The sequence below is a fragment of the Rudanella paleaurantiibacter genome, from assembly GCF_009184635.1.
GTDB classification, from domain to species: Bacteria; Bacteroidota; Bacteroidia; order Cytophagales; family Spirosomataceae; genus Rudanella; species Rudanella paleaurantiibacter.
Genome location: NZ_WELI01000001.1, coordinates 695,431 through 708,098 on the forward strand (window position 1 = coordinate 695,431; position 12,668 = coordinate 708,098).

Sequence of the window (12,668 nt, forward strand, 5' to 3'; positions counted from 1 at the left end):
ATCGCTGATTAAGCATACTCCGCCAGTTCGAGCCAGCGGTCTGATTTGGTGGTAATTAATGCGTCGAGCTGCCCAATTTCGTTCGCCCAGGCCGTCAGTTGTTCATGATGACCCCCGGTGTTGAGCAGTTCGGTAAGTTCGGCTTTCCGTTGTTCGAGTTCGGCAATCTCGGTTTCGAGCGTTTCGTATTCACGCTGCTCTTTAAACGAAAGCCGTTTTTTGACCTCCGGGGCCTTTGCCTGCGTAACGACGGGGGCTGCGTTTTGGTTTGTCGACCGGCCCGCATTTGGGGCAGATGGCTGAACTTTGGTGACACGCGGCTGTTTGTCGCGCCACTCGCGGTAGTCGGTGTAGTTGCCGGGGTAATCGCGCACTTTGCCTTCGCCCTCCAGCACAAACACGTGGTCGACGAGCCGGTCCATGAAGTAGCGGTCGTGTGTTACGATCAGGATACAGCCGGGGAAATTGAGCAAAAACTCCTCCAGTACGTTGAGCGTTGTGATGTCGAGGTCGTTGGTGGGTTCGTCCAGAATGAGAAAGTTCGGGTTCTGCACCAGCACCAGCAGGAGTTGAAGCCGCCGTTTTTCGCCCCCGCTTAGCTTGGCTACGTAGTCGTACTGCTTTTGCCGGTCGAACAGAAAATGGTGGAGCAACTGACTGGCCGTTACGGTCTCGCCCGAAGCCAGTTTCATCACTTCGGCCACGTCCTGCACCACGTCGATCACGCGCTGATTTTCGGGAATGCTGATTTCTGACTGGGTGTAGTACCCAAACCGCACGGTGCCGCCCGTCGCGATTTTGCCCGAGTCGGGCCGGGTTTGGCCGGTAATCATCTCCAACAGGGTGGTTTTACCCATGCCGTTTTTCCCGATCAGGCCCACCCGGTCGAGCCGTTTGAAGGTGTACGTGAAGTGGTCGAGCAAAACCTTTTCGCCGTAGCGTTTGCTCAGGTTTTCGACCTCCAGAATCTTGCTGCCGAGCCGGGCCGTGCGCAGGTTCAGTTCCAGCTCACCGCCTTTCCCCTTGCCACTCACTTTTTCCTGCAACTCGCCAAAGGCATCCTCGCGGTACTTGGCTTTGGTGCCCCGTGCCTTCGGTTGCCGACGCATCCATTCCAGCTCGCGCCGAAACAGGTTCCGGTCTTTTTCGAGTTCGGCCGCCTGCATCTCCTGCCGCTCAGCTTTTTTCTCCAGAAAGTACGCGTAGTTGCCTTTGTAGCTGTACAGTTGGCCCCCGTCGAGTTCCACAATCTGGTTGCAAACAGCATCGAGAAAATACCGGTCGTGCGAGACCATCAGCAGCGTGCCGTTGTTGGTGTTGAGGTAGCCTTCGAGGTATTCGATGGCTTCCAGGTCGAGGTGGTTGGTCGGTTCGTCGAGAATCAGCAGGTCGGGGTTCTGAATAAGTACCCGCGCCAGAGCCACCCGCTTACGCTGCCCGCCCGAGAGCGTGCTCACCGATTGGTCGACGTCGTGAATACCCAGTTCGCCCAGCATCTGCCGAAGTTGCGACTCATAGTCCCAGGCTTCCAGTTTTTCCATCTGCGCCATGGCCCGTTCGAGAGCTACGGCATCGCCCGAGTTGAGGGCTTTCTCGTAGGCCCGCACGGCTTCGAGCTGCACACTCTCGCCCGAGAGCACCTCCTCCATTACGGAGAGGGCCTCGTTGAGGGCCGGTTGCTGGTCGAGGTAACCCACGCTGATGTCTTTCCGCACACTCACGAGCCCATCGTCGGGGGGGAGGGCGCCGGCCAGAACAGAGAGCAAGGTGGTTTTTCCGGAGCCGTTGGCCCCGACAATCGCGACTTTATCGCCCCGGTTAATGCCAAAATTGACATTCCGAAACAGGGTACGGTCGCCGTATGTTTTGGTTAAGTTCTCGGCTGAGAGATAATTCATAACAGACTGATGAGCGCGCCGTTTGGGCCGATACCCCGCCCGAATAAACGGGGTTGGTTGGGGATAGCCCGCGCGCCCTTGTATTTTAGGCAAAGGTACAACAAGGAAATCAGTCGTACTTTTATCTTTAATGGGAACAAACCTGAATGTATATCAACGGCATGATTCGTACCCCTATGTTTGCCCGAAAACTTCTGTTTTCGCTTTCGCTTGCTCACACCGTCGCTTTTTGTGTAGCCCAAACCAAACCCACCCCGGCCCCGTCGGCCGCTCCGGTTGTTACCGACCATAAATCGTACACCCAGGCCATCAGTGGCAGTAATCAGGTGTATCCGATGGTGGCTATTCCGGGTGGTGAGTTTATGATGGGTAGCCCCGCCACCGAAAAAGGCCGCAAAGCCGACGAGGGGCCGCAACACAAAGTGAAGATTGAGCCATTCTGGATGGGGCAGTACGAAGTTACCTGGGATATTTACGACCTGTTCACGACTAAAAATATCGAGAAAGAAATGGCGGCCCGCTACCCCGAAGGAGCCGACCTGAGCAAGACCGACGCCAGCACGCGTCCCAGCCCGTCGTACGTAGATATGTCGTTTGGCATGGGCCGGTCGGGGTATCCGGCCATCAACATGACCCAGTATGCGGCTATTAAATTCTGCGCGTGGCTGTACGACAAGACCGGCATTTTTTACCGGCTCCCCACCGAAGCCGAGTGGGAGTATGCCTGCCGGGCCAACACCAAAACTCCGTACTCGTTCGGGGCCGACCCGAAACTGCTGAGCCAGTATGCCGTGTATAAAGTCAATAGCGATGGCGGCTACAAAAAAATCGGGACGAAGAAGCCCAACCCCTGGGGCCTGCACGACATGCACGGTAACGTGATGGAGTGGACCAAAGACCAGTACATTCCGAACTATTACGCCCAAAAAGCGAGTGGCAAAGTGAATGAACCGTTTGCACCCACCACCAAGCTGTATCCGAACTCGGTGCGCGGAGGCTCGTGGGACGACGATGCCCTGCTGCTCCGCTCGGCGGCCCGCGTCGGCTCCGACCCGGCCTGGAAAGTAATTGACCCACAAAGCCCTAAATCTGACTGGTGGATGACTTCGGCTTCGTTTTGTGGCTTCCGAATTGTGCGGCCTGTGACCCCGCCCAGCCCTGAAGAAATCCGGGCGTATTACGACATTAAGCCCATCAAGGACTTCGGATTTTAAGCCGCCAAAAGCCTTCTCAACGTACTCAGGCCCGGATTGGTATGCTCCTGGAAGATACCATGCGCTAATTTTTTTTGCCTAAGCCAACGGGTTTGGCCGTTGTAGCGACAAACCAAAAAATGCCAATGCCTATGGACAGCAGCCTTACGAATGGTCAGTTAGCCGCCTTGATTCTGCGGATTGGGTTGGGTGTCAATATGCTTCTGCACGGAGCGGTGCGCTTACCCAACCTCTCGGCTACGGTGGAGAAAATGGCGGCTGGGTTTGCGGGTACAATCTTGCCCGACATGGTCACGAAGGGGTTTCTGTACAGCGTGAGCTTTATCGAAATTCTGATTGGGCTGGCCATTTTGATCGGGGGGCCGTTTGGCCGGTGGGGGTATTTTGCCGGTGGCCTGCTGATGACGGCCCTCATGTTTGGCACGTCGCTCAAAATGGATTGGGCTACGGTAGCCACGCAGGTTGTGTACCTCATTGCATTTTACTTAGCCCTGAATCATACGCCAAATCAACGGAGTTAAAAGCGATGAGCGATGAGCGATGAGCGATGAACGATGAGTGATGAGCTTCGTGCGCCAGCAAACTCATCGTTTATCGCTCATCGTTCATCGCTTCTAAAACTCTTTATCCCCAAATTCGTTGCCGGGTAGTTTGGCCCGCTTGCTTACCTGCCGGAGCGAGTAGCTGAGGTTAATGAGGAAAATGTCTTTCTCCTGAATGTAATTGGTGGTGGTGAAGAAATTGAGCCCCCGTGTGGTGATTCGCTGCTCGTTGGTGGGCAAAATTCCCAGCCCGATATTCTGCCACTGCGCCATAACCGTAAGCCGAGAGCCCAGCAGGCTCTTTTTCACCGACAGATTGGGCGTCAGGAATCGGGAGTCTTCGCCCTGTGCCGTAATGCGCCGGGAAAGGTAGTTTACGTTAGCCTGAAACGTGAGGGTAGGGGTCAGCTGCACCGTGGTGTTGGCATTGACCGAGTACACCCAGGCCGCCCGGTCGAAAATCACCTCGTTGGCAAAAAGCTGCCCGCTTTGGGTGTAGCGGTACACCGTGCCACCAAGATACGCTTTCCAGGTTTTGGTGAGCCGCAGATCGGTGGCCAGCTCGATACCCAGCCGTTGCGCCAGCCCGGCATTGGTATAAATCCGGCTCAGAATCGTATCGGCAAACACCCGGTTCACGCGGTTTACCACGTTCTGAATCCCCTGATAGTACACCGTTGCAATCAGCGTACTCCGGCCCGCTTCTTTGGTTACGCCCACCTCGGCCAGATTGATAAACTCCGGCAACAGGTTGGGGTCGCCTTGTTCGAGGGTTTCGGAGTGTTCGCGTTCGGGGAGGGGGTTGAGGGCAAAGTTGCTGTTGCGTTGCACCCGGCGGCTGAATCCGGCCCGGAGCGCCAGCCCCGTTTGCGGTTTGTAAAGCAGGTTGAATGACGGAAACAGGTTATTCAGGGTAAGCCGGTAGGTCTCGTTGCGTGGGAGCGACAACACCGTGCGCTGGGCGTGCTCGAACCGAAGCCCCAGTGTAAAATCGAGTTGTTTGCGCACCGCGCCAAACTGCCCGTACCAGCTATGAATGTGGTTGGTAATGGCCGTGCGGCCCGTAAAACTGGGCACTATGAGCAACGGCTGCCGGTTGCCGTCCTGTTGTTGAAACCGGTAATTGCCCGCATCGTCCTGATACCGGTACTGGTAGCCCCCTTCGAGCTTGCCGCCCCAAATGGGCAGGCTACCGTCCAGATTGGCCCGGACGTTCTGAATAGGCCGGTCGGTAGTTGAATAAGCGTACTGAAGCGTATCGCGAAAATTGGTTTGGCCGAGGTTGCGGTTGGCCGTAAATCCGTCAATCAGGTCGTACTCGTACAAGGCCCCCGCGCTCAGGGTTGCCTTGCCCAGAAACGTGTGTGTGTAATCGAGGTTGGCCGTGTAAAAACGCCCTCCTTTCCGAACCAGGTTGCTGTTGAAGTACGCCCGCTCGCTCAGGAGTTGGCCTGTGTTGAGGTTTGTGGTAGTGGTATTGTAAAAAATGTCGGCAATACGATCTTCGGTGCGTTGGCTTTGGTAGAGGCCCAAATTCCAGGCATTGGATTTGTTCGGGACGTAGGCAATGGCGAGCCGGTTGGTGAACGTGTGCCGGTCGAAGCTACGCTCTCCGTCCGACGGAAACCGCGTGAATCGGTTGCCAAGGGTGGTCGTCACATCGCCCACCCGCCGACCGGCAATGTCGTTGCGGATATAGGCCGAACTCAGAGCCACATCCCAGCGCGCCGACCGGAAGTTGAGCGTCAGGTCGGGGCTGTACCGAACCGGGTTGCGGGCGTTGCCAAACGCATACGTACTCGGTAAACCAATCAGAGCGTTGACCTGCGCCGACCAGCCCCCATCGACTCCCTTTTTGGTGACAATGGCAATAATGCCCGCCTTGCCGTCGGGGTCGTAGCGGGCGTTGGGTGTTGTAATTACTTCGATAGACTCGATGCTGTTGGCCGGTAGCTGATTGAGCAGGGTGCCCAGATTAGCCTGCACGGGTTTACCGTTGAGTAGCACCAGAAACCCGTTGGCTCCCCGCAGGCTGACGTCGCCTTCGGCATTGATGGTGAGGCCGGGGAGGTTGCGCAGCACATCGGTAGCGGTACCACCCGCGGCCGACTGAAACTGCCCCGCGCGGTAGGTTTGCCGGTCGGCCTGCACCACCACATCCGACCGTTGGCCCGCCACCCGGACTTCCTGAAGCATTCTCGACTCGCCCTCCAGTTTAAGCACGCCGAGGTCGAGCGGTTGTCCCCGCACCACGGTGACCGGCACCGAAACGGGCTTGTAGCCAACAAAGAAGGTTCGTAGCAGGTAGCTGCCTGCCTTGGTGTTGGCAATGAGGTACTTACCGGTTGAGTCGGTTATGGCACCCCCTACGGCGGTCGAGTCCGACAGTTGGTACAGGGCCACACTCACAAACGGAATGGGTTGGTCGGTGCCTTTGTCCCGAATTTGACCGTTGACGGTAGTTTGGGCCAATACGGACCCCGACGTGAGGACTAAACTGACAAACAGATTTCGTAAAGTACGGATAAGCGGAGACATTGAAGAACGGAGAGACGGGAGGTTGGCGTACAAAGGTACGACTCTTTGTAAATACCGGGATTCGTTCTGGTATACTCTTCCATGTTATCAAATTGTGCGTGCAAGGGTTTTTGGGAGGTTTATGGTTTATAGTTTTTCGTTTATGGCGGCCGGCGCTCTGGTTTTTGGTCCGCTAACTCATGCAGCCAACCAAAAACCAAAAACCACAAACGAAAAACCAAAAACTACAAGCCACACTTACTCCTCATAACACCGGACCTCCAGCAAACTTGCCGGAACTGTGCCCGAAGGAGTCTTCAAGTGAAGGGTCAGGCTGCTGGTCTGGACGGGCGTTTCGAACCGGATGGTGTTGCGGGCCTGATAATTGCCCGTTTTCTCATAAATACGCTCTTTTTGATCATTACAAAGCACATAGTCCTGCACGCAAAACGGCGAAACCGTTTCGGGATTGAGCATAATCACCGTTTCGAGTGGGTGGTCAAAATCCGTATCGAATGACAACTCCACGCGGCTGATACGCTGTTTGGCTGGCCAGGTCAGCGTGAGGGTCGGGTTCGGGTCGGTGAGGCCCGCGACCCAGGCGTTGGGCTGATTGGTGGGGCGTTGCAGGCCATTCCGCACATTCTCCGGCCCGAACAACCGGATACCCGGCCTCTCGTTGCCCGGCCTCTCGTTGCCCGGCCTCTCGTTGCCCGGCCTCTCGTTGCCCGGCTCAATACGCAAAGCGACGTTATGCCCTTTGGGCCGCCGGTCGGGGCACCAGAACTCAAAGGTTTCGACGCCAATATCCTCGGTTGGTTCCTGCTTACCGTAGTTCGACACGGCCGGGTTGGTCTTGTTGAATACCGACAGCACACCCGTGGCCCGCATGGCGCTGTATTGCAAACTAACAAGCGGGTTTTTCATAAAACAGACAAACACGTACTGAGCCTCGTCCAGCGATACCCCAAACGGCAACTGTACCTCCTGCCGACCTTTGCGCAACTCAACGGTGAGCGTTTGCAGGGTTATGTCGGGTGTATGGTTGTGTGGTTTGCTGCCGGGCCTCGATTCGCTTCGGCGCAACTCAACGGTGAGGGTGGTTTCGGCCTCGGCCGTGACAAATGCTGTCAGGTGCGGTATGGCGCCCGTGGGCAGCGGGAGCATCTGAGCCGCTGAGTCGGTGAGGGGTTGCAGCGGGCCGTCGGGTGGGAGGTTGTTCAGGACGAATTCGCTGCTGGCAGTCAGGGTAGCCGCGTGGGTCAGGTCGTTCGGGTCGTGCAAGGTCAAGCCCGGAATGTGCTGCCCGGATTTTAGCAGTTCCTGTTGTAGAGACCGCACTGGCGGACCGGCCAAATCGCGGGGTGTTAATTTGTCTCGCGTGCACAGGGCCGCAGCCATACCCACAGCCTGGCCCACGTGTGCACTCGTGCCCATCACCCGCGATGACCCAAACGCTACGTGCGTCGCCGAAATAATCCGACCCGCCAGAAACAGATTACTGATGTTGCGGCTGTACAGACAGCGGTAAGGGATTTGATAAATTCCCTTGCTGTGCCATTGATTACAACCTGGTTTTTCGGAAAAAACGCCATCGGCCGGGTGCAGGTCGATGCTCCAGCCCCCAAAAGCCACCGCGTCGGGGTGAGTGCGCTGTTCCACAATATCGTGCTGGGTGAGCATGTAATCGCCCTCAAACCGGCGACTTTCGCGCTTGCCCGGAATCTGCCCCACCCATTCGAGGGTCATGGTTTCGGCTTCGGGAAACTGCCCCGAATTTTTGATGTAATTCCAGACCCCGTACACCACTTTCCAGAGTTCCCACTTGATGCGCTCGGTATCGTGCACGGTATCGAGCCGCCCGCCGTACTCAATCCACCACAACTGACAGCCGTACTCTTTGGCGTTGAACCGGCGGTAGCGCGGAATCTGCGTGATGTCGTTCAGGGCGTAAGCCGGGGGGACAAACCGCACCGGCCGGCCGGTATCTTTGGTGTAGAAGTACAGCGAATGACCCAATAACTCGCCGTAATCGGCCGAAGGGGCAAACTTTTCGCCAAACTCTTCTTTCGACTCGGCCCCCATCCGGAAGGCGGCCCCGGCCTGAAACGCCACGATACCATCGCCTGATGCATCGCAGAACAACGGAGCCGCCAGCTCGTAGGTGGTGCTGTTTTGGGCGCAGAACGCCCGCAGGAGGCTGATGGTATCGGTCGCCGATTTTTCGACATCGTACACGGCCGTGTTGAGCAGCAGGGTAATGTTGGCTTCCTGCATTACTTTTTCGAGCAGGATGGTATCGTAAATGAGGGGGTTGCCCTCAGGATTGCGGTACCAGTTTTCCACCAGAATCTCGTCGATGACGCCCCCTTCGCGGGCCCAGCGGTTGTTGTTGCCCATGTGCGAGGTAGCCCCCAGCACCCACAGGCGCACCTCGCTCGACGAGTTGCCGCCCAGTACCGGGCGGTCTTGCACCAGCACCACGCGAATGCCCGCCCGGGCGGCCGTGATGGCACAACAGACGCCGGATAGCCCTCCGCCCACTACAATCAAATCGCCCTCATGCCGGACGGTTCGGAGGTTACGTTTATCGGTTGCTTGTTCGCGTATCATGCGTTACATCAATGGTTTGTGACAGAATCGAAAAGCCAGTTGGTTTAAGCACCTCTACCGTTACCGCCGGGTCGAAACCACGTACGGGCAGTACCAGATCGGTACTTTGGCCGGGTTGCAAGTCGGGTAGGGGGTAGGCCGTGCCGTTTAGTTTAAGTTGATAGGCCCGGAGGGGGTAGGCCGGAAAATCGGCGCGGGCCGCAATGCGCAGGGTCAGGCTGTGCACGCCTTCTGGGCCGGGTTTCCAGTCGGCTTTGGCCACGGTGAGCGGGGCCATACCGGTTTGGTGAGCCGTGTACAATGGGCGCAGGTTTCGCTCAGGTCCCACCAGTCCCCACGGCCGAAATCCGTTGGCGTTGGTGGCATGGTACCGGCTCCGGTAATCGTTGAACGACCACCACGAGGCCCCAATTACGTACGGTAGTTGCCGAATATCGGCCAGAAACTTATCCAGATAGGCCACCTGCCCGGCTTCGGTGTTGGGGCCGTCGGCGCGGGTGCCGTATTCGCTCACAAAAATGGGTTTGTCGGGGTAAAGCGCATGAATGTGTTTAAGCACATTGGCGTGGTTGCCGTACGTATTGGTCGACACAAAATCGCAGTATTGGCTGGCTTCGTCTTCGGCTTTTTTGGGCAGAATATTGAGCCGCATACTCGCAAAGGTGTACAGGCGGGTGGGGTCAAGCTCGCGGGCGAAGGCAATCATGTCTTTGGTCCAGCGTTGCCCGGCGGGTTGTTCGGAGAGGTACTCGTTGCCCACGCTGTAGGCAATTACGCAGGGGTGATTCCAGTCGCGTTCGGCCATTTCGCGAAATTGCTGCCGGAATTTGGCCCGGATGGTGTCGTTGTCCATCTGCCGGGGGGTAAGTTGCCAATTGCCTGCTTCGGTAATAATGAGCATCCCGTGCTCGTCGGCCCAGTCGTACACGGCTTCGGAGGGGGTGTAGTGCGTGAGCCGGTGCAGTTCCATACCCGCTTCTTTCATTAGCCGCATGTCTTTCTCGATCAGCCAGTCGGGTTCGAGCGAGCCCAGACCAGGGTAATCGACAACGCGGTTGCCGCCCGCCATTTTGATGGGTTCCCCGTTGAGCAGCAGTTGAGCGTTACGCACCTCTACTTTCCGAATCCCAAACCGGGTGCGGAGGGTGTCGCCCGCCAGGCTTGCCGTAAGGGCGTACAGGTAGGGCGTATCGGGGCTCCAGCGTTTCACGTCGGCCGCCCGGAGGGTAGTTTCGAGGTCAATCAGGCCCGTTTGCCCGGCCGGAATACTTGCGTTTGTTCCTTTCCAGCTCACCGTCACCGGTCGGCCCTGTGCACTTACCGAGGCCGTCAGTTTGGGTTGGGCGGCCTGTCCGGTAGTGTTGCGTACCCGCGCCCGCAGCCGCAGCGTGGCGGTTCCTTTGGCGAGGTCGGGCAGGGCATCGACCTTGATGTTTTCGAGGTACACCGGTGTCTCAACGGTCAGGTACACCGGCCGGATTAACCCGCCGTAGTTCACCCAGCCCATAAAGGGGTCGTTGACCTGATTATTGTCTTTGGCACCGGGAATAGTGCCGGGCTTCCAGGTATCGTTGTCGACCGAAACAGCCAGCGTGTTGGTGCCTTCTTTCAAAAACTCGGTGATGTCGACGTGAAAGGGCGTGTAGCCGCCTTCGTGCGTGCTCACCTTCCGGTTGTTGAGGTAAATGGTGCTGGCGTAAAAGGCAGCATCAAAATGGAGTAGCACTCGTTTGTTGGCAGCAGGTTGCCAGGCAAACGCTTTGCGATACCAGACCTTGCCGTTGTAAAACAGGTACCGGGGGTCGGCCGTGAAGCAGTGCGGCACGGTGACTTTGTCCCAGCGGCTAAGGGGCTGATCGTCGGCGAACCAGCGGCCGGTTTCGCCCTGATTGGCGGGGTCGAGGGCGAAGTGCCAAAGGCCATGTAACGGAATGGCGTTGGGTTGCCGAATGGTGTACTGAGCCAGCGACGCACTGAGGCTGACGCATAGAAGGGCTGTTAGTAAAGCAAGTCGAATTTGCATACAGGTCGATTAACCGGTAATAAGCTACGATTGCGTAACCTTTTGTTGGACAGAAGTTGTGTTTGGCTGGTCAGGCGTCCGTTGCGAGGCTCGCCACGGAATAAAGGCCCCGGCCAGCACGAGTACGGCAATACCCGCCGTGATGCCGCGCCCCTCGGTAGTCAGAAAACTCAGCCCCAGCAGCATAACCGCCGTAAATACCAGCGATACCGCAATGACCCGCAGGCCAAACTGATTTTGCCGCCGAATGGCCTGGGCTTCCGCAGGGTCGATAGCCAGCCGGGCGTCTTCGCGTTTCTGGTCGCGGGCCCGTTCGTAGTTTTCGTAGTCGGGCGAGGTGGCCGTGCGCCGGGCCGCCCACAACTCATACGCCAGCAGCAACAGCAGGGGCAAGCCCACACCAATCACGGTTTCGGTGGCGCGCGTGAGCTTGTAATCGAGCAGCCAGGGCGACAGCACCTTGAAAAACAGATTGACCGATAGCCCGATGCCCGTAATCCAGAGCGTTACCCGGCTCGTTAGTCGTTTTGAGAACAGGGCCCAGAGCGGAGGAGCCAGCAGCGGCCCGCCCGAAATGGCCGAGATACTCAGTACCACCTCGACAATGCCCCCGGCGGCCGGCACCAGTAGGGCAATGCCGATCATGCCCAGCCCGAAAAACCACGACGATCCCCGCGCTACCCGAATCAGTTGTTTGTCGGATGCTCCGGGGTTAATCAGCCCCTTGTAAATGTCGTTCGTAAACACGGCCGATACCACGTTGAGGGCCGTGTTGGCCGAGGCCGACGTGGAAAAGTACATACCCGTGAGCATGAGCCCCAGCAAACCGGGTGGCAATACCAACTGACAGATTTTGAGGTAGGCGTTTTCGGTATCGAGGCCCGTGAGTGAGGGGTCAATGGCCTTGTAAATCATGGGGGGCAGCATCCAGATAATCGGGCTGACCAGATACAGGCCGGCAAACAGAAACGCCACCTTGCGCGACGATTTGGGGCTGTCGACACTCGTGTATCGTTGCACAAACGTCCAGTTGCCGCCGATGTAGGCGATGTGGTAAAACACAAACGCCAGCACAAAACCAAAGGTGTATTCGCCGTTGAGGAGGTTAAAAAAATCGTCGGGCACCTTGTTGGTAAAGGCATCGAACCCACCCACCCGGTCGAACGAAAGCGGTAACAGAATGAACACTGCCGCTGACAGCACCACGAATTGCAGAATATCCGTGACCATTACGGCCCAGAGCCCGCCCACGGCCGTGTAAGCAATCATGAAAATACCCAGCCCGATGGTACAGGGCACCAGAGGCAGGTTGAGCGAGGTGCTCACCAGTTTGGCCACGGGGTACAGCACCGACCCTTTGATGAATACGCTCACCAGGGTGAAAATGAAAATGTAGGCTTTCTGCACCGTCAGTCCGAGCCGTTGGCGGATAAATTCGGCCGCTGTAAGGGCGCCGGTTGCTTTCCAGCGTGGGGCCAGATACAACCCCGTAACCAGCGCACCAATGCACATGGTCCACTGAATGGTGATGGCCACCCAACCGTATTTGTAGGCAATGCTACCCCAGGCAACAAACGTGCCCGCCGAGAAAAAACTCATGAACAGCGACAACCCACCGATGAACCAGGGGACGGCTTCACCCCCGGCAAAAAACGATTTAAGGTTGCGCCCCGTGCGGACAAAAAGCATCCCGATTCCCAGCACAAAGGCCGAAAAAATGAGGATCACCAGCGTGTCTATAGTCAGGCTCATAAATGATGAAAGAGTGCGGGCCGCGGGCGGTCGAGCCGCGTTCGGTCGGGCCGCGTAGGGCAAAGAGTGCAGGTTGTAAAGAGTGAAACCGGAGCGCCGGCCCGTGGGT

At 57.3% G+C, this 12,668-nt stretch carries 7 protein-coding genes; 2 read left to right on the forward strand and 5 right to left on the reverse strand.

Going from position 1 to position 12,668, the window contains the following annotated elements:
* Positions 1 to 8: 8 nt before the first annotated feature.
* Positions 9 to 1,898 (reverse strand): ABC-F family ATP-binding cassette domain-containing protein, encoded by a 1,890-nt coding sequence (locus tag F5984_RS02830; protein WP_152122588.1) that lies wholly within the window; start codon positions 1,896 to 1,898, stop codon positions 9 to 11.
* A 161-nt stretch (positions 1,899 to 2,059) separates the two neighbouring features.
* On the opposite strand from F5984_RS02830, the gene F5984_RS02835 reads away from it, so the two are divergent.
* Positions 2,060 to 3,112 (forward strand): formylglycine-generating enzyme family protein, encoded by a 1,053-nt coding sequence (locus F5984_RS02835; protein WP_246168785.1) that lies wholly within the window; start codon positions 2,060 to 2,062, stop codon positions 3,110 to 3,112.
* Positions 3,113 to 3,243: 131 nt separating this feature from the next.
* Positions 3,244 to 3,633, forward strand: coding sequence for a DoxX family membrane protein (locus F5984_RS02840; RefSeq protein WP_152122592.1), 390 nt, complete (start codon positions 3,244 to 3,246; stop codon positions 3,631 to 3,633).
* Positions 3,634 to 3,726: 93 nt separating this feature from the next.
* On the opposite strand, the gene F5984_RS02845 is transcribed toward F5984_RS02840, so the two are convergent.
* The 4 genes from F5984_RS02845 to F5984_RS02860 form a co-directional block, all read right to left on the reverse strand.
* Entirely contained in the window at positions 3,727 to 6,192 is a 2,466-nt protein-coding gene (locus F5984_RS02845) for an outer membrane beta-barrel family protein (protein WP_152122594.1), read from the reverse strand.
* A 237-nt stretch (positions 6,193 to 6,429) separates the two neighbouring features.
* A complete protein-coding gene (locus F5984_RS02850) occupies positions 6,430 to 8,784 on the reverse strand; it encodes an FAD-dependent oxidoreductase (protein WP_152122596.1) in 2,355 nt (784 codons plus the stop codon).
* On the reverse strand, positions 8,759 to 10,807 hold the full coding sequence (locus F5984_RS02855) for a glycoside hydrolase family 2 protein (RefSeq protein ID WP_152122598.1): 2,049 nt from the start codon (positions 10,805 to 10,807) through the stop codon (positions 8,759 to 8,761). Before F5984_RS02855 ends, F5984_RS02850 begins: the two co-directional genes overlap by 26 nt.
* 24 nt (positions 10,808 to 10,831) lie before the next feature.
* On the reverse strand, positions 10,832 to 12,559 hold the full coding sequence (locus F5984_RS02860) for a sodium:solute symporter family protein (RefSeq protein ID WP_152122600.1): 1,728 nt from the start codon (positions 12,557 to 12,559) through the stop codon (positions 10,832 to 10,834).
* Positions 12,560 to 12,668: the final 109 nt, after the last annotated feature.